Here is an 18,839-nt window from a genome sequence, read left to right as displayed (position 1 = left end):
ACGGGAGAGGGGCTCGAGCGACGACCCGGACCTCAGCCGCTTCGAACCGGCCGCTTACTGGCGCTTGCAGTCGACGACCCGGTCGGCGTCGGTGCCGTAGGCCACTTCGTGCAGGGTGATGGTGGTGCCGGCCGAAGCCTGCAGGCCGAACGGCACCTCGAGCTTGGCCATGTCGGCGCCGCCGGCACGCACGCACTTCAGCGGCACGCCGATCCGCAGCCACTGGCCGCGCGGCAAGCCGCGCAAGGTATCGCCGAACGGCACCTTGGACTCGCATTTCGGGCCGCAGGCGGCGATCAGATTGGTTTCGCCGGCGCCGACCGCATCGACCTTGAGGCCGATCAGCAACTGCACGTCGCCGTTGGTCTCGCGCACCAGTTCGACCGGCGTGTCGGCGACCCACTCCACCGTCGCATCGCCGTTCCATTGCACGCGCCAGGCGTCCTCCTGCGCCTGATGGTCGACCGCGGTGATCGCCAGCGCGCGATTCGCGGTCGCCAACGGCGGCTTGCTCGCTTCGCTGTGCCGGCCTTGCGAAGCCACGCGCAGACGCCAGCCGCGCGGCAAGGCGCCGCGGCCGAGGAACTGCATCGAACGCTGGTCGAGATCGGTCGTGCCCGGGTCTTCCGGCAAGGCCGCGACCTCGCCGCCGCGGGCATAACTGAGGCCATAGCCGAAGGCGAACTGCGGCGCGTAGTTCTTGTCGCCGACGTTGGCCACTTGCACCGCAGTCTTCGGCCACGAGTAAGGCAGCTTGCCCTTGAAGTCGTAGGCGATGCCGCCCTTGGCGTCGCGCAACAGCACATCGGCGACGCCGCCGCCTTCCGAGCCCGGCAACCACGCGGCGACGAAGGCATCGGACGCGTTGATCTCGCGATTGACCCACAGCGGCCGGCCCGACAGCAACACGCTGACCACCGCGATACCCTGCGCCTTCAAACGCTGGATCAGCTCGAGTTCGGGGTTGCGGGTCGGCCGGAACGCGAGCGTGCGCAGGTCGCCCTGGAATTCGGCGTACGGGTCCTCGCCGTAGACGACGATGGCGACGTCGGGCTTGTTCTTGTACTGGCCGTCCACGGCGAGTTCGGCCTGGCCGCCGGCGGCCTGGATGCGCTCGCGCAGGCCCGACCAGATCGATTGCGCATTCGGGAAGTCGGCCGGCTTCAGGCCGGTGCCCTGCCAGTTCAAGGTCCAGCCGCCGGACTGCTTGGCGATGTCGTCGGCGCCGTCGCCGGCGACCAGGATGCGCTGCTGCGGCCGCAACGGCAGCAGGCCGCGCTGATTCTTCAGCAGCACCAGCGATTCGCGCACCGCCTGGCGCGCGACCGCGCGGTGCTCGGGGCTGCCGAGCAGTTCGAACTTGCCGCCGAGCGGGCGCTTGGACGGCGCGCCGGCTTCGAACAGACCCAAGCGCAGCTTGACCCGCAGAATCCGCGCGACCGCGTCGTCGAGCCGCGCCATCGGGATCTCGCCGCTGCGCACTTGCTTGAGCGCGTTGTCGTAATAGCCGCGCCAACTGTCGGGCGCCATCAGCATGTCGACGCCGGCGTTGAACGCCGCCGCGCAATTGTCGTTGCTGCACCCGGTCAGTTGGCCATGCGCGTTCCAGTCGCCGACCACGAAGCCGTCGAAGCCCATCCGCTGCTTCAGCACCTGGGTCAGCAACGCCTGGTTGCCGTGCATCTTCTGGCCCTGCCAGCTCGAGAACGAAGCCATCACCGTCTGTGCGCCGGCGTCCAGCGCGGGCGGGTAACCGGCGCCGTGAACGTCGCGCAGTTCGGCCTCGCCGATGCGCGCGTCGCCCTGATCGCGGCCCTCCAGGGTGCCGCCGTCGGCGAGGAAATGCTTGGCGGTGGCGATCACGTGCGCGCCGTCGAGGAACTGCTTGGTGCCCAGCTTGCCCTGCAGGCCTTCGATCGCCGCGGCGGCGTAACTGGCCACTACCCGCGGGTCTTCCGAATAGCCTTCGTAGGTGCGGCCCCAGCGGTCGTCGCGCGGGACCGTCAGGGTCGGCGCGAAGGTCCATTCCATGCCGGTCGCACGCACTTCCGCCGCGGTGACCTCGCCGATGCGCCGGATCAGCTCGGGGTTGCGCGTCGCGCCCAGACCGATGTTGTGCGGGAACAGGGTCGCGCCGATCAGATTATTGTGGCCGTGCACCGCGTCGATGCCGAACAGGATCGGTATCGCGACCTTGCCGTCGCTGACGTCCATCGAGGCCGCATAGAAGCGGTCGGCGATGTCGAGCCACTCCTGCGGCGGCGCGTCGTAGCGCCCGCCGGGCTCGGAAATGCCGCCGGGTTCGGAGTTGCCGCCGGCCAAGATCGAGCCCAGGTGGTATTTGCGCACGTCCTCGGGCGAGGCGCTGTTGATGTCGGCCTGGACGATCTGGCCGACCTTCTCCTCCACGCTCATCTTCGCCATCAGCTCGACGATGCGCCGCTCCAGCGCCTCGTCGCGCGGAATCGGCGCCTTCAGCGCCGGCCAGTGGGCCGGGTCGATCGTCGCCGCGACGTCCGCCGCGGCGGCCAGGGCCGGCAGCAAGGCCAGGGCGAGCGCGCACAGCCGCCAGCCGCGCCGCGGCCGGCGCGCCTGGATCGATGGAACCGCGGCGCGAACGCGTTCGCTCGTCGATGCATTCATGGTTCACTCCTGTTGGGGCGATGCGTTGGGGCGCGAAACGGGACGCGATCTGCGAATCCGTTCGTCGTCGTCGCGCGCGATAGATGAGTATTCGGCGCGTATTCTGGCAAAATGCGCGGAACACGCGGCAAGGGAAACGACCGGTCATGCGAGTACGCATCGAAGATGTAGCGGAAGCGGCGGGCGTGTCGATGAAGACCGTCTCGCGCGTACTCAACCAGGAACCGAACGTCAGCGAGGAGACGCGCAAGCGCGTCGAAGCCGCCGCGCGCAAGTTGCAGTACCGCCCCAATCCATCCGCGCGCAGCCTCGCCGGCCAGCGTTCGTTCCTGGTCGCGCTGCTCTACGACAATCCCTCGAGCAACTATCTGATGGAAGTGCAGGCCGGCATGCTCGATGCCTGCATCGCTCATCACTACAACCTGATGCTGGCGCCGGTGACCTACGGCGAACGCAAGTTCCTCGCCCACGTCGACGAGATCATCCAGCACTCGCGCGCCGACGGCCTGGTGCTGACCCCGCCGCTGACCGATCACCCCGGCCTGATGAAGCGTCTCGGCCAGCTCGGGATTCCCTACGCCAATATTTCGCCGAAGCTGCGCGGCGGCCGCATCGGCGTGGTGCTCGACGAGGAACGCGCGGTGCGCGAGATGATGGCCCACTTGGTTTCGCTCGGCCATCGCCGCATCGCCCACATCAAGGGCCATCCCGAGCACGGCGCCAGCCAGTGGCGCTTGAACGGTTACCGCGACGGGCTCGCCGCGGCCGGCATCGCCTACGATCCCGAGTTGGTGATCGACGGCGACTTCCATTACGACACCGGCGCGATCTGCGCCCAGCGCCTGCTGTTGATGGCCGACCGGCCGACCGCGATCTTCGCCGCCAACGACGACATGGCCGCGGGCACCATCCGCACCGCCAGCGAGATGGGCTTGTCGATTCCGGGCGACGTCTCGGTGTGCGGCTTCGACGACACGCCGATCGCGCGCCAGATCTATCCGCCGCTGACCACGGTGCGCCAGCCGACCCGCGAGATGGGCCGCCTGGCGACCCACGAGCTGTTCAAGCGCATCAAGGCGCCCGACGGCGGCCAGATGATCACTGCCGGCTACGAGCTGCAGCTGCGCCAGTCGACCGGGCCGATCGGCAAGGGCCGCACGCGCCGGCGTTGAGCCGGCGCGCAAGCGGTGCGAGGAGAGGACCGCCGCGGAGCGCGGGACTCGCGTACGCGCCCTCGCCAGAACCGCCGCGCTCACCGGAACAACCGCACTCACCAGAACAAGGTGTACAGCGCGACCAGGATCGCCAGCACGGCGACCGCGGCGATGTTGAACGAAGGCGCGGTGGCATAGCTGACGCCGTCGGTGGCGATGCGGTCGCGACCGGCGCCGGACGGCGTCGACAGCGACACCGCGACGGCCAGGATCGCCGCCAGCACGAACACCACGCCGACCCGGTTGACGAAAGGCAACTCGGGCCAGACCTGCTTGAGCAGGATCGACAGCGCCAGCGAGCCTACCGCCGCGGCAAGCGCGCCGGCTTCGTTGGCGCGCTTCCAGAACAGGCCCAGCACGAAGATCACCACGATGCCCGGAGTGAAGAAACCGGTGTATTCCTGGATGTACTGGAAGCCCTGGTCGAAGCTGCCGAGCAGGGGGCGCGCGGTCAGGATGCCGATCACGATCGACACCGCCGCGGCGATGCGGCCGATCCGCACCAGCTTGCGCTCGGACGCATCGGGACGATGCTTGGCATAGAAATCCAGGGTGAAAATGGTCGCGACCGAATTGATCTTCGACGCCAGCGAGGCCACGATCGCCGCGATCAGCGCCGCGAACACCAGGCCCAGCGCGCCGGTCGGCAGCAGCGCCATCATCGCCGGATAGGCGTCGTCGTTGCGCTCCAGGCCCGGCGCCAGCATCACCGCGGCGATGCCCGGCAGCACCACGATGACCGGCAGCACCAGCTTGAGGATCGCCGCGAACACGATGCCCTTCTGCGCCTCGCGCAGGTCCTTGGCGGCCAGGGCGCGCTGGATGATGTATTGGTTGAAGCCCCAGTAGCTGACGTGCGCCACCCACAGGCCGCCGACCAGCACGCCGATGCCCGGCAGGTCTTTGTAGAACGGGCTGTCCGGCGGCAGGATCATCTTGAAGTGTTCCGGATGCGTCGCCCACAGCGTCTTGAAGCCGGCGACGATGCCGGCGCCGTCTCCGATCTTGCTCAAGGTCAGCCCGGCCACCAGCAGGCCGCCGAGCACCAGCAGCGAGACCTGCACGATGTCGGTCAGCGCGACCGCCTTGAGCCCGCCGTAGAGCTGATAGGCCAGGGCGAAACCGCCGAGCAGGCTCAACGCCAGCATCTGGTCCATGCCGGTCACCTGCACGATCGCCAGCGACCCCAGCCACAGGATCGAGGTCAGATTGACGAACACGTACAGGCCGAGCCAGAACACCGCCATCAGGGTGCGGATGCGGTTGCCGTAACGTTCTTCCAGGAACTGCGGCATGGTGTAGATGCCGTTGCGCAGGAAGATCGGCAGAAAGAACTTGCCGACCACGAGCAGGGTCGCGGCGGCCATCCATTCGTAGGAGGCGATCGCCAGGCCCAGCGCGTAACCGGAGCCCGACATGCCGATGATCTGTTCGGCCGAGATGTTGGCGGCGATCAGCGAAGCGCCGATCGCCCACCACGGCAGCGCCTTGCTGGCGAGGAAGTAATCCTTCGCGGTCTTCTCGTGCCCGGCTTTTTCGCGCGAGACCCACTGCGCGAGAGCGAAAACGCCGGCCAGGTAGACCAGAACGATGAGGGTGTCGAGCAGGGAGAGTTTCATGCGGTCCTGTCTGTCCGGGGCGGTGTCTTCGCCGTTCTACCCGCTGCCGCAGGGCGCGGCCACGGCTGCGGCCGCTGTGGGTGCATGAATTCGATTGCAGTGGCGATTGGGCGTATCGGGGAGGAGGCGTGCCGGGAACGGGCGTGGCATTGAAGCGGCGGTGCCGACGCCGGACCAGCTACGAGGCCGGATGCGTCCATCGCATCGATCTCTACACGCCGGCCCGAGCCGATATCTGCCCGCGAAGCCCACCAGGCCTCGTTGCCGCGAAGGCGGGCTCTGGCTTTCTTCGGCGACAGCCAAGCATCCAGAGACTTCGGTGCCGCACCTGCATAGGGCTCTGGATGTCCGGCTGCCGCCGAATACGAGCGAGTTCCGCCTTTGCGGGAATGACGGATGAGCGACGACGTCAGCACCGTCCGGCCTTCGCCTGCACCCGCCGCCGGCACCCAGCGCCCCGCCCGCACGACGTGGGGGTTCGTGCGGGACGGAGCGCGGGGCTTGGGACAGGGCGCTGCCGCCATCAGAAGTTCCAGCGCACTCGCACGCCGTAGCTGCGCGCATCGTTGAGGAAGCGGGTGTTGACGCCGGAACCGACCAGAGCCTTCTGCGACACGTCCTTGTTGGTCAGGTTGCTGCCCCAGACTTCGACGCGCCAGGCCCCGTCGAGCGTGGTGAAGCCGGCGCCGGCGTTGATCTGGGTGAAGCCCTTCTGCTCGTCCGGGAAGCCCGCGGTCGCCGAGTCCTCGATGCGGTCGACGGTGCCGGCGGTGTCGCGCAGGAACACCACCTCGCGGTCGTTGTACTGGGTCAGGAAGAACGAGGAGCGATACGCGGCCAGCACCTGCCAGTCGAAGGTGCCGCGCGAGAACTCGATGGCCTGTTGCAGACGCGCGTTGAAGGTGTACTTCGAGGACAGCGGCAGGTCGTTGCCGGACAGGTCGATCTGCGAGGTGATGCCGCCGTTGCCGAAGTCCTGGCTGCGCACGTCGGCGACCATGCCCTCCTTGATCTCGGTCTCCAGGTACAGCGCGTTGAGGTCGAGGGTGAAGCCGCCGCCGAAGCGGAGCCGGCTCTCGGCCTCGATGCCGTACAGCTCGGACTTGCCGACGTTGCGGTTGACCAGGGCGAAACCGGTGGCTTCGCCGTCCGGATTGAAAGCGATCACGCTGAGGTCCTGGAAGACCTGGTCGTCGTAGTCGTAGTAGAAACCGCTGACGTTGAAGGTCGAGGTGCGGCCGAGGAACTCGAACGAGTTCTTCGAGCCGATCTCGAACGCGGTCAGTTTCTCCGGCTTGTAGGTTTCCGGAATCACGTTGACGTCGAAGCTGTCGTTGAAGCCGCCGGCCTTGTGTCCGGTGGAGACGGTCGCGTACAGCAGGTTGCGTTCGCTGAGGTCGTACTCGAAGCCCAGGCGCCAGTCGATGAAGTCGAAGGCGCTGGAGCCGTGCTGCGCCGACGGCACGCCGAGCGCGATGAAGCTGTGCTGGCCGTCGGCCGGGCAGTTGACGGTGTTGCCGCCGGTGTCGGGCCGGTCGACGCAGGTGCCGTTCGGGCGGCTGCCGTCGACGATTCCGGCCAGTTGCTGCTGCATGGTGTCGCGCGCGCCGGCCTGCAGCACGCCCTGCAGCAGGAAGCGGGCGAGGTCGGCATTGCTGGTCAAGCCGGTCACGTCGAACGACGGCCGGTCGAGCAGGGTCGGCTTGAAGCCTTCGGTGCCGAGGCGGGTCTGGAACACGCCGCCGTCGCCGCCCAGGCCGATGGTCCAGTTGCCGCCGATGCCGTCGCGCGACTTGCGCTCGTCGGTGTAGCGCACGCCGCCCTTGACGCGCAGGCGTTCGTTGACGTCGAAGGTGCCGTCGCCGAAGGCCGCCCAGGACTTGCCGTCCACGTCGGGCATGGTGAATTCGGTGCCCGAGTAGAACGCGCCCTTGTCGGCGAGAGCGAAGAAGCCGACCTGCTGCTTTTCGTGGAAGTAGAAGCCGCCGGTGGTCCAGCGGAAGCGCGCGTCGTCGTCGGACGACAGGCGCAGTTCGTGGGTCTGCGACTGCGAACGCGCCTGCAGGTAGTTGGTGCCGAAGTTGTCGTAGTCGATGCCGCCCCAGGTCGCCGGCTCGCCCGGCGGACGCGCGCGCAGGTCGCGCCCCGGCCAGGTGTTGCCGTCGGCGGCGGCGTTGATCTGGAAGTAGTCGACGTCGCGGTAGCTGCCGTTGTACTCCAGGGCGACGCCGCCGAAGTCGTAGCGCACCGTGCCCTGGAAGCCCCACAGCTTGTTGTCGACCTTGCCCTGCACGCCGCGGTAGATCACCTCGCGCATGTCGATGTCTTCGGAGGTATAGCCCTCCTCGGCGGCTCGGAACAGGCCGGCGCCGGGATAGCCGGTGCCGAGCTCGCGGCCGACATCGAGCATCGCGAACACCGACAGCTTGTCGTCGGGCTCGTACAGGAACGACAGGCGTCCGGCGCTGTCGTCCTGGATGCCGGCCGGGTCGAGGTGCTGCCACAGGCCTACGTTCTTGAAGCCGGCGTTCTTCTCGATGTGATAGCCGGCGAAACGCAGCGCAGCGTATTCGCCGAGCGGGAAGTTGAGCGCGGTCTCGTAACCCTTCTGGTCGCGGTTGCCGACCTCGCCCTGCACATAGCCGCTGAACTGCCCGCCGAGTTCGGGCTTCTTGGTGACGATGTTGAGGGTGCCGGCGAGTGCGTTGCGGCCGCGCAAGGTGCCTTGCGGACCCTTGTTGATCTCGACCCGTTCCAGGTCGTAGAACATGCCGCCGAGGCCGCGCGGACGCGGGATGTAGGCGCCGTTGACGTGCGGCGCCGCGCCCGGGTCGCCGAGCTCGGTGTTGTTGGACGAGCCGACGCCGCGAATGAAGACTTCGGTCGCGCCTTCCTGGTTGGCGATGCTCAGGCCGGGCACCGCGACCTGCATCTGGCGCAGCTCGTTATTGATGCCGAGCCCGCGCAGATCGTCCTGCGACAAGGCCTGCGCGGTGCCGGCGTACTTCTGCAGGCTTTGCTCGCGGCGTTCGACGGTGACGATCACCGAATCCAGGTCGGTGGCTTCCTTGCCCGATGCGGCGGGCGCCTCGGCGGGCGACGACGCGGTGTCCTGGGCGGCGGCGTGGCCGGCCATCAGCGCGGCGAAGATCGCAAAACTCAAGGTCGAACCGCGGACACGCTGGTGCATAGGCAGGTTCATCAGGACATCCCCTCCCCGGGGCCGGCTGCGAGCCGATCGTTGTTGTGTGTGGTGTGAGCGCGCGCCGCGAAGTCGGACCGGCGGCAGTGCGGAAAGCTTGTAGCGCGGCCATGACAGCGCTGTCAACTTAAGGACAGAATGCGGCGATGCAACATGGTCGCGTCGCTCGACCGATGCTCGTGTAGGTGCCGGGACGACTGTCTCGCGGGAGCGTGATGCGGATCACGCGCAACGCGCATTCACCGGCACGTAAGCGGTTTCAATGCGCGTGCGGCCGTTGCCGGCCTGCGACCAAAGTCGGGGGCGCAGGCGCCGACGCCGATGGAACTCGACGTTCGTTGCGCGTCGCCGGGTGCGCGCCGGTTTGCGCAATGCGTCACGCGTTCGCGCCCACCGCGTCGATGTTCTCGCCGATCCCCTCGGCGCCGAGGCGCGCCAATGAAGAACCCCGGCCGAAGCCGGGGTTCCGGGCGTGCCTTGCGAACGAGAGACCCGACTACGGCATCGCGTCGGTCGCGGCATCGGCATTGACGATGCCGGTGCCGATCAACTGCGGCGGCACCGGCGGCACCGGGAACGGACGCGCGGTGGACTTGATCAGGCGTTCGATCACCGCCGGCGATTCGTCCGGCGCGGGCTTGGACTGCATCAGCGCCACCACCCCGGCCACGAACGGCGCCGCCATCGAGGTGCCGTTGTAGTTGGCGTAGCTGGCTGCGCCCGGAGTAGTGCTGCCGTTGTTGAGCGTGGACAGGATGCCCACGCCCGGCGCCGCCACGTCGACCACCGATGTGGTGCCCCAGTTGGAGAAGCTGGCCTTGCCGCCGGCCGAAGTGCTGGCGCCGACGGTGATCACGTTGAGGCAGCTGGCCGGCTGGAAGTTCGCCGCGTTGGCGTTGCTGTTGCCGGCCGCGACCACCACGGTCACCCCGCGCGACACCGCGCCGTTGATCGCGTTCTGGAAGGTCGAGCTGCAGGCGCCGCTGCCGCCGAGGCTGAGGTTGATCACCACCGCCTTGTTGGCGCCGACCGCGGGCACGCCGGCGACGGTGCCGCCCGAAGCCCAGGTGATCGCATCGGCGATGTCGACCAGGGTGCCGCCGCACTTGCCGAGCGCGCGCGCGGTCAGCACCTTGGAACGGAACGCGGTGCCGGCGACGCCGACCGCGTTGTTGGTGACCGCCGCGGCGATGCCGGTGACGTGGGTGCCGTGCCAGCTCGACGGATTGGCGCCGCACCAGTCGCCGGGGTCGGCCGGGTTGCTGTCGCGGGCGTTGCCGTCGTTGGCGGTGGCGACGTTGGTGATGAAGTCGTAGCCGGCCGGCGAGGTCAGGTTGGCGGCGAGATCGGGATGCGCGGTGATGCCGGTGTCGATCACCGCGATGATCTTGCCCTGGCCCTGATAGCCGTTGTCCCAGGCGGTGTTGGCGCGAATGCCGCCGGCGACGCCGTGCAGGCCGTATTGCGAGGGATAGCTCGGGTCGTTCGGGGTCAGGATCGGCTGGAAGATCGAGTTGGGCTCGACGTATTCGATGTCCGGATTGGCCGCGATCCGCTGCATCAGCGTGGTCGCTTCGACCACGTCGAGCGGACGGCTGACTTCGATCAGTTCGGCGCCGGTCGAGACCGGGCCGGCGTGCTTGACGCTCAGGTCCTTGCGGCCGAGCACGGCGACGGCGGTGCTGAGTTCGCGCTGGAAGTCGAGCGCTTTCGGCGTGCCCGACTTGTAGGCGACGACGAAACCGGCGACCGGCCGGTCGGGATCGAGACTGCTGAGGTTGACGCGGTCGGCGGCGAACGCCGGCGCGGCAAGGAGGATGGAAACGGTGGCGACCGCCAGCGCGTGCCGGCGCAGGGTGGAGATTGATGGCTGAGACATTGCGAAACTCCCGTGAGGCTTCGTAGGCCGCGGTATGCGGCGGAACCGTCCTGGTTCTCTCTCGCGATCGACTGTTTCGAGGACTGCGGTCTTGCGCGAGCGCGTCCGGACGTGGCGCGGACACAGCGCTATGTCCGCGCTAGGCAGCCTAGGCACTGACGCCGGACGCGCAATACGCAAACGCATCTGCATCACAGCGCATTCGAGAACGTGCGGGATGGATATGGGATTCGACCGCGATGTCGCGCGGAGACTGAACGAATGCTCTGCACTTGCGCCGTTCGCGCGCCTACGCTCGAACTGCGACGGCAGGCGCGAAAATTCTGGCCGGCTATTTTTTCGCCATTGGAAAATTGCAACCGAGAGTGGCGCGCCAAGGCCCGCCGGCCGATGCGCCGGCAGAAGTTCGCCGCTTACGACGCATCGCCCAGGCAGCCGCGGTCGCGCCGCCGGCCCGCTCGCGGCGCCGGCGGCGCGGCCACGGCAGCGGCCGATGCCTCGTCGGCTTACTCCATGTAGACCGCTTCGACGTTATGGCCGTCTGGGTCGAGCAGGAACGCGGCGTAATAGCCGGCGCCGTAATCCTCGCGCAGACCGGCGCCGCCGTTGTCGCGGCCGCCGGCCTTGACGCCTTCGCGATGGAAGCCGTCGACGGCGGCGCGGCTGCCGGCGCGGAATGCGACATGCGCACCGCCGCGCGCATCGCCGTCGGGATACAGCCACAGTGCCGGCGCGTCCTTCGGGCCGAGCCCGGCGCCGCTGTCGTCGCTGGAGCCGACGACGTGGCCGAGCGGCTTCAATGCGGCACGGTAGAACTTCAGGCTGGCGGCGAGATCGCGCACCTTCAAACCGACGTGGTCGTACATGAGGGAACCTCCTCGAAAGGGAGGTCAGCTTGCCGCGCCGCGGCCGATGCGTTCTTGGAAAATCTTGCGGTCGCCGTGCGCAGCCTGGCGGAAGCGGCGCGGCGAGACCCCGGCCGCCCGATGGAAGCTGCGGCTGAAGTTGGACAAGTCGGCGAAGCCGCTGTCGTAAGCGACCTCGGTAATCGGCCGCTTCGGGTCGGCCAGCAAGGAAGCGGCCCGGCGCAGGCGCGCACGCAGCAGGTATTGATGCGGAGTGACCCCGAGCGCATCGGCGAACAGGCGCAGGAAATGGAAGGCGCTGACCCCGGCGATGCGCGCGCCGTCGTCCAGGCCGACCGAGCGATGTGCGTTCGCGTCCAGCCACATCGCCGCCTCGACCGCGCGGCGGCGATCGGCGGCGCGCGGCCGCAGGCGTTTGCCAGCCGCACCATCGACGGTGTCGACGCAACGCCGCGCCAACAGCAGGCCGACCTCATCGACGCCGAGATCGCTGCGCCCCTCCGCCGCGGCCTGGGCGAGTTCGCCCCAGACCATCAGTTCCGGCAACGGCGGCACGCCGCCGGCGCGCCACAACGCGCTGCTGGCGCCGAGTTCGTCGACGAGCGCCGGCGACAGATGGAACGACAGGCATTCGTCGCCGCAGCCGTGGTGTTCATGGGTGCACAGGAACTCGTCGCCGGCACGGCCGACCAACACGCTGCCGGCGACCAGTTCGTAGGCCTCGCCGCGCACGCGATAACCGAAGCTGCCGCGGCGCACGTAGGAAATGCAGTGGCTGCGGTGGCGCTCGACGAAGGGCGCATCCCGCGGCCCCGCCCCGCAGCGGTAGTCGACCGCGTGGAGCGATGCGCCTTCGCTGAGCGGAATGATCTGCATGCCGCCGATGCTAGGCCCGGGCGGCAGCGCTGGCAATGACCGGGTTGCGCGCTTTGGCAGTGTGGAGAGGAGTGAGAAGCGAGGAGTGAGAATGAGGGCTCGAGGGGTCGGGCGGGGTCGGCGCCAATACCGTATCGCTTCGGGGCGTCGTCTAGACCAGCAGCCCACTCGTTCCTGGTTCCTGCCTACTCTTTGCCCGCTCCTGCCTACTCACTCCTCCCCACTCACTCCTGTTTACTTCCTCACCCAACCCTCAACTCTCGTAAGCCGACTCGCCATGAGTGGTGATATCCAGGCCTTCGCGTTCGGATTCCTCCGGCACGCGCAGGCCGACCACGAACTTGACGATCGCGAAGGCGACCACCGAGACCACGCCCGACCAGATCACGGTGATGCCGACGCTCAGGGCCTGCACGCCCAGCTGCTCGGCGATGCTGTCGTTGCCGGCGCCGAGGCCGAAGCCGCCGAGCGCGGGCGAGCTGAACACGCCGGTCAACAAGGCGCCGATGATGCCGCCGAGGCCGTGCACGCCGAACACGTCGAGGGCGTCGTCGGCGCGCAGCAGACGCTTGAGACCGTGCACGCCCCACACGCACAAGGCGCCGGCGATCGCGCCGATCGCGATCGCGCCGAACGGACCGACCGTGCCGCAGGCCGGGGTGATCGCGACCAGGCCGGCGACCACGCCCGAAGCGCCGCCGAGCATCGACGGCTTGCCCTTGATCACCTTCTCCACCAGGCTCCAGGCCAGCGCCGCCGCGGCCGTCGCCAGCAGGGTGTTGAGGAAGGCCAGCGCCGCGCCGGCGGTGGCTTCCAGGTTGGAGCCGGCATTGAAGCCGAACCAGCCCACCCACAACAGCGACGCGCCGATCATGGTGAAGGTGACGTTGTGCGGCTTGATCGCCTCGCGTCCGTAGCCCACCCGCTTGCCGACGAAATAGGCGCCGACCAGGCCGGCGATGCCGGCGTTGATGTGCACCACCGTGCCGCCGGCGAAGTCGATCGCGCCTTTGGCGAACAGATAACCGTCGGGCCCGTACCAGACCATGTGCGCGATCGGCAGGTAGGCGAAGGTGAACCAGATCGCCGAGAACAGCAGCACCGCCGAGAACTTGATGCGCTCGGCGAAGGCGCCGACGATCAGCGCGCCGGTGATGCCGGCGAAGGTCGACTGGAAGGCGATGAAGACGTACTCCGGCAGGGACACACCGGCGGTGAAGGTGGCCGCGAGCGAGGCCTTGTCGACGCCCTTGAGGAACAGCTTGTCGAAGGTGCCGATGAAGGCGTTGCCGCCGCCGAACGCCAGCGAGTAACCGTAAGTCACCCACAGCAGTACGATCAGCGAGAACACCGCCAACACCTGCATCAACACCGACAGGACGTTCTTGGAGCGCACCAGGCCGCCGTAGAACAGGGCCAGGCCCGGCACCGTCATCAGCAGCACCAGCAGGGTCGAGGTCAGCATCCAGGCGACGTCGCCCTTGTCGACCACCGGCGCGGCCGCTGCGGCGGTTTCCTGCGCCCGCGCGGCGCCGGCCGACAACAACGCCAACACCGGTGCGGCGGCCAGGGCCAGGGGGCCTGCGATCCGCTCGCGCGAGCGGGATTCGATCATCGTGTGGTTCATTTCGTTTCTCGCGTGGAGGGTCACAGGGCGTCGTCGTCGAGTTCGCCGGTGCGGATGCGCACCGTGTTCTCGACCGGCAGGACGATGATTTTTCCGTCGCCGACCTTGCCGGTGCGGGCGGCGTTCTGGATCGATTCCAGAGCCGCGTCGAGCAGACTGTCGGGGACGGCGCACTCGATCTTGAGCTTGGGCAGGAAATCGACGACGTACTCGGCGCCGCGGTACAGCTCGGTGTGGCCCTTCTGGCGTCCGAAGCCTTTGACTTCGGTGACGGTGATGCCCGACACGCCGACTTCGGTCAGCGCTTCGCGCACCTCGTCGAGCTTGAACGGGCGGATGATGGCAATGATCAGTTTCATCTCGCGGCTCCGTGATGGTTCGTGTGCGGTCGTGCGCCGGGCGTGCTCAGAACGCCTTGGTCACGGTCAGGGTGAAAGCGTCGTCGGCGAGGAAGTTGCCGTGAGCGTTGGTATAGAAAGCCTCTCCGGCATCGGTGTCGCTGTAGGCGGCGGCGACCGAGAAACCGCTGTCGAAGCTCTTGGTCACGCCCACTTTCCAGTCGGCGTACTCGAAATCCTTGTTGTGCTCGATCCACTGCTTGCCGCCGTGGACGTTGAGCGTCCAACTCGGCTGGAAGGTCCAGTTGAGGTTGGCGTCGAGGTAGCCGCTGCCGTCGGAATCGGCATAGCCGAACAGGTCGGTCACGGCATACGAATACTTGAGCCCGACCGAGACCGTCTCCGACGGCGCCAGAGTGCCGCCGAGGTAGATCTCGGTGGTGTCGGGGCTGTTGAAGCCACTCGGGTAGTCGCCGGGGTAGTAATAGGTCAGCACGCCGACGTCGTAGGAGAACAGCTCGCCGGCCTTGCCGCGGTAGCCCATGTAGCCGTCGAGTTCGAGGCTGTTGGAGATGTCGTCGCCGATCACGACGGTGTCGGACAGCCAACTGACGTTGCTGCCCCAGGCGCCGGCGTAGAAACCGCTGTCGTGCGCGTATTCGATGCCGCCCTGCAAGGCGGGGTTCTGGTTGGTCTGCGACACCCCACGGAACAGGTAGTCGCTGGTCAGGCTCATCGAGCCCGAGGTTCCGGCGTGTGCAGTCGTGGCCGCGAGCGCGGCGAACGCGAGCGCGGTGGCGAGCGCAGCTTTGACTCGTGCGGTCCTGGCTCGTGCGGTCCTGGCTGGTGCGGTCGTGGCTGGTGCGGTCGTGGCTCGCGCGAACCTGGTTCGCGCGGTCTTGCCGGTGGCGCCGGCGCTTTCGGTTTTGCTATCTAACGACATGACGCAGGCTCCTCATAAGCGGTGGCCCCTCCCCGGTCATTGCTTCGTTGCGTTCCGGCCGCGTCGACGCCTTCGTCGTGCTCGGGCCGGAGATGGACGCGCGGTCGGACTCTGCGGTCCGCGCCTGCGTCGAATGGCTGTCCTCCTGTGGTCGGTCGGGTCCGCGGCGGCGCGCATCGATCGGTCGCGGCTCGATGGCTGCGTACTCGTCGTGCTGTGTGCGATGCCGCGGTCGAGGGTTTCGGTGGTAAGGGGCTTTGCGTTTCGTGTCCTGCGTTTGTTGCGGCAAGCCGCTCCCGCGACGTCGGCCATGGCCGATATCGGACGGATGGAGGCGAGTGGCGTCGCCCGGGTGGGTGCTCTTCCCTGAAAGCGACACGGCCCGGAGCGTTAGCCCCGGGCCGTGTGGTGGTTTACTGCATCTCGCGCATCGCCTGCGCGCGCCGCCGCGCGGCATCCCGCCGCGCCGCATCGAAGCGGCGCGGGCGATCTGGATGACGCTTGGCTGGTGCGAGGATGGATGCGTTCATGGCGATCAGACGGCGTAGTACATCTGGTATTCCAAGGGGTGTGTCGCCGCGCGGAACTTGGTCACTTCCTGCATCTTCAGCGCGATGTAGCTGTCGATGAAGTCGTCGGTGAACACGCCGCCGGCCTTGAGGAAGTCGCGGTCCTTGTCGAGCGCTTCGAGCGCCTGGTCGAGCGAGTGGCACACGGTCGGGATGCCCTTCTCCTCTTCCGGCGGCAGGTCGTAGAGGTCCTTGTCGCTCGGCGCGCCCGGGTCGATCTGGTTCTTGATGCCGTCCAGGCCGGCCATCATCAGCGCGGCGAAGGTCAGATAGCCCGACTGGATCGGGTCGGGGAAGCGCATTTCGATGCGGCGCGCCTTCGGGTTGGCCACGTAGGGAATGCGGCAGCTGGCCGAACGGTTGCGGGCCGAATAGGCCAGCATCACCGGCGCCTCGAAGCCCGGCACCAGGCGCTTGTAGCTGTTGGTGCCCGAGTTGGTGAAGGCGTTGATCGCGCGTGCGTGCTTGAACACGCCGCCGATGTACCACAGCGCCATCTGCGACAGGCCGCCGTAGCCGTCGCCGCTGAACAGGTTGACGCCGCCCTTGGCGAAGGACTGGTGCACGTGCATGCCGCTGCCGTTGTCGCCGACGATCGGCTTGGGCATGAAGGTCGCGGTCTTGCCGTTGCGGTGGGCGACGTTCTTGATGATGTACTTCATCGTCAACAGTTCGTCGGCCTTGGCCACCAGCGAGTTGAACTTGGTGCCGATCTCGCACTGGCCGGCGTTGGCGACTTCGTGGTGGTGCACTTCGACTTCGATGCCGACCTGCTCAAGGGTCTTGCACATCTCGGCGCGGATGTCGTGCAGCGAGTCGAGCGGCGCGACCGGGAAATAGCCGCCCTTCACGCCCGGACGGTAACCGCTGTTGCCGCCTTCGTATTCCTTGCCCGAGTTCCAGGCGGCTTCTTCCGAATCGACGTGGAAGAAGGTGTGGCCCATCTCATTGGCGTAACGGACCGAGTCGAAGATGAAGAATTCGGGTTCCGGACCGAAGAAGGCCTGGTCGGCGACGCCGCTGGACTTCAGGTAGGCCTCGGCGCGCTTGGCGACGCCGCGCGGATCGCGCGAGTAGGCCTGCATGGTCGCCGGGTCGAGGATGTCGCAGGTCAGCACGACGGTCGGATCGGCGGTGAACGGGTCCAGGAACGCGGTCGAGGGATCCGGCAGCAGGATCATGTCCGACTCGTTGATGCCCTTCCAGCCGCTGATCGAGGAGCCGTCGAACATTTTGCCGTCTTCGAACAACGAGGGCTCGACGATCGACTTCGGGAAGGTCACGTGGTGCTGCACGCCACGCATGTCGGTGAAACGCAGGTCGACGAATTCGACCTTGTGATCCTTGATGAGCTTTTCGACCTGTTCGAGAGACATGTTCGTTCCGGGAAAGGGGAGTCGGGAGTAAAAGTCGTGCAACGCGAGGGCATTGAAGCCGCCTGCCTGACAGGGAAGCAAGCGTCGTGCCAACTTTCAGCACCCTCTAAGTCCATGAAATAAAACAGAATCGTGGATCTGTCACGATCGGGACGCACCATATGAAGGCGCGAAACCGGGCATTCGCACCAAGTTAGTGCAATACGCTTTCCGTTATTCTGGCGCGCCGCCGCGAACCCCCGATCGCGACGGCGCGCTCCGCCTCTCCGCCCCCGACCAAGACCCCCGCCCCTAATGACCGACCTGCTCGCCGCCCTGCTCCTCGGCATCATCGAAGGCATCACCGAATTCCTGCCGATCTCCAGCACCGGACATCTGCTGATCGCGCAACACTGGCTCGGACACCGCTCCGACCTGTTCAACATCTCGATCCAGGCCGGCGCGATTCTCGCCGTGGTGGTCATCTACTGGCGCCGGCTGTGGACGCTCGCGACCGGCTTCGCCGAGCGCGACAACCGCGACTACCTGTACAAGCTCGCCGTCGCCTTCGGAGTGACCGCGGTGCTGGGCATCGCGGTCAAGAAGGCCGGCTTCAGCCTGCCCGACCAGGTCCTGCCGATCGCCTGGGCGCTGGTGCTCGGCGGCGTATGGATGATCGCGGCCGAGCATTTCGCCGCCAAGCGCGCCGCCGCGCTCGGCGAACGCAGCGAGATCACCTGGACCGTCGCGACCCTGGTCGGCATCGCCCAGGTGGTCGCCGGCGTGTTCCCGGGCACCTCGCGTTCGGGCGCGACGATCTTCATCGCCCTGCTAGCCGGCACCACCAGCCGCGCCGCAGCGACCGAGTTCACCTTCCTGGTCGGCATCCCGACCATGTTCGCGGCCAGCGGCTACGAGCTGCTCGGCGTGCTCGGCACCCCGGCCGCCGCCAACGAAGACTGGAACGCGCTCGGGGTGGCCTTCGTCGCTTCGGCCGTGACCGCCTTCATCGCGGTGAAGTGGCTGTTGCGCTATATCCAGACCCACCGTTTCACCGCGTTCGCGATCTACCGCTTCGTGTTCGGCGCGGCGCTGTTGCTGCTGATGCCGTCCGGCAGTTGAATGAGAACGCCCAGCTGATCGCATCGCCCCACCGGCAGGAGCCGCCGCCATGAACGAAGCCGATCGCGCCGCCGAACAGGAATTGCTCGACTACGCCCAGTTGTCCGGACCCGAGCGCTACGCCGCCTTCGTCGCGGCGGTCGCGCGCACCGGGCAGCTGTGGGTCGCCGAGTCCGGCGAGTTCGTGCTGACCCTGTTCGACGACGACGGCCAGGAGCTGTTGCCGGTGTGGCCTTCGACCAGCACCGCGCGCGCCGCGCTGGCGGCGGCGCCGAAGCTCAAGGGCTATGCGCCGGTACTGCGCGAGCTGGAAGCCTGGCGCGCGAAGGCCGCGCCGGCGCTGACCGAGGCCGGCCTCGGCGTCGGCGTGTTCCCGAACACCACGATGCAGTGCGCGGTAGTCACCCCGGCGGAACTGCTGGGGCATATCGACGCCGTGCTCGCCGACGAAAGCGAGCAAGAAGACAGCGACGGCGGCCTCGACCTGGAGCGCGCCCAGCGCGAACTGGCGCAGAAGTTCGCCAAGCCCAAAGGCTGAACCCCGAGCCGCGCGCCGGCGCGTTGCGACTGGAACGCCCATCGCTGA

General features: G+C 67.6%; 13 protein-coding genes. 3 read left to right on the top strand and 10 right to left on the bottom strand.

Translation table 11 applies throughout. The features are described from left to right. Positions 1 to 54: 54 nt before the first annotated feature. Positions 55 to 2,643 carry a glycoside hydrolase family 3 protein gene (locus tag AC6CH2_RS20125; RefSeq protein ID WP_498270759.1) on the bottom strand — a complete coding sequence of 863 codons (2,589 nt, stop codon included), beginning with the start codon at positions 2,641 to 2,643 and terminating at the stop codon, positions 55 to 57. Between the two features lie 146 nt (positions 2,644 to 2,789). Here AC6CH2_RS20125 and AC6CH2_RS20120 point away from each other — a divergent pair, with 146 nt between their 5' ends. After that, positions 2,790 to 3,815: a LacI family DNA-binding transcriptional regulator gene (locus AC6CH2_RS20120; RefSeq protein ID WP_057919500.1), complete on the top strand. Its 1,026-nt coding sequence runs from the start codon at positions 2,790 to 2,792 to the stop codon at positions 3,813 to 3,815. Between the two features lie 98 nt (positions 3,816 to 3,913). On the opposite strand, the gene AC6CH2_RS20115 is transcribed toward AC6CH2_RS20120, so the two are convergent. From AC6CH2_RS20115 to glnA, 9 genes are all read right to left on the bottom strand, one after another. Next, complete coding sequence (locus AC6CH2_RS20115; RefSeq protein WP_435395910.1) at positions 3,914 to 5,476, bottom strand: sodium/sugar symporter; 1,563 nt, start codon at positions 5,474 to 5,476, stop codon at positions 3,914 to 3,916. Between the two features lie 523 nt (positions 5,477 to 5,999). Then, positions 6,000 to 8,678, bottom strand: coding sequence for a TonB-dependent receptor (locus AC6CH2_RS20110; protein ID WP_498270758.1), 2,679 nt, complete (start codon positions 8,676 to 8,678; stop codon positions 6,000 to 6,002). A gap of 496 nt (positions 8,679 to 9,174) precedes the next feature. Then, positions 9,175 to 10,557: a S8 family peptidase gene (locus AC6CH2_RS20105; RefSeq protein ID WP_498270757.1), complete on the bottom strand. Its 1,383-nt coding sequence runs from the start codon at positions 10,555 to 10,557 to the stop codon at positions 9,175 to 9,177. Between the two features lie 506 nt (positions 10,558 to 11,063). Next, positions 11,064 to 11,423 carry a VOC family protein gene (locus AC6CH2_RS20100; RefSeq protein ID WP_435395913.1) on the bottom strand — a complete coding sequence of 120 codons (360 nt, stop codon included), beginning with the start codon at positions 11,421 to 11,423 and terminating at the stop codon, positions 11,064 to 11,066. A gap of 24 nt (positions 11,424 to 11,447) precedes the next feature. After that, entirely contained in the window at positions 11,448 to 12,299 is an 852-nt protein-coding gene (locus tag AC6CH2_RS20095) for a helix-turn-helix transcriptional regulator (protein WP_498270756.1), read from the bottom strand. 253 nt (positions 12,300 to 12,552) lie between these two features. After that, positions 12,553 to 13,926 (bottom strand): ammonium transporter, encoded by a 1,374-nt coding sequence (locus AC6CH2_RS20090; protein WP_498270755.1) that lies wholly within the window; start codon positions 13,924 to 13,926, stop codon positions 12,553 to 12,555. A gap of 20 nt (positions 13,927 to 13,946) precedes the next feature. Continuing rightward, a complete protein-coding gene (locus AC6CH2_RS20085; RefSeq protein ID WP_031373127.1) occupies positions 13,947 to 14,285 on the bottom strand; it encodes a P-II family nitrogen regulator in 339 nt (112 codons plus the stop codon). A gap of 46 nt (positions 14,286 to 14,331) precedes the next feature. After that, positions 14,332 to 15,207: a TorF family putative porin gene (locus AC6CH2_RS20080; RefSeq protein ID WP_498270754.1), complete on the bottom strand. Its 876-nt coding sequence runs from the start codon at positions 15,205 to 15,207 to the stop codon at positions 14,332 to 14,334. Between the two features lie 535 nt (positions 15,208 to 15,742). After that, the gene (glnA, locus tag AC6CH2_RS20075; RefSeq protein WP_498270753.1) at positions 15,743 to 17,152 is read right to left on the bottom strand and encodes a type I glutamate--ammonia ligase; all 1,410 of its coding nucleotides are present in this window, start codon (positions 17,150 to 17,152) and stop codon (positions 15,743 to 15,745) included. Positions 17,153 to 17,446: 294 nt separating this feature from the next. Between glnA and AC6CH2_RS20070 the strand changes: the two genes are divergently transcribed. Further along, the gene (locus AC6CH2_RS20070) at positions 17,447 to 18,253 is read left to right on the top strand and encodes an undecaprenyl-diphosphate phosphatase (protein ID WP_435395917.1); all 807 of its coding nucleotides are present in this window, start codon (positions 17,447 to 17,449) and stop codon (positions 18,251 to 18,253) included. Between the two features lie 49 nt (positions 18,254 to 18,302). Next, positions 18,303 to 18,791, top strand: a complete 489-nt coding sequence (locus AC6CH2_RS20065; RefSeq protein WP_498270752.1) for a DUF2750 domain-containing protein — start codon at positions 18,303 to 18,305, stop codon at positions 18,789 to 18,791. Positions 18,792 to 18,839 lie beyond the last annotated feature (48 nt).

It is taken from the genome of Lysobacter sp. GQ73, assembly GCF_059758755.1.
The sequence above is the reverse complement of the archived record's forward strand: the minus strand, read 5'-3'. Positions and strand labels throughout refer to the sequence as shown.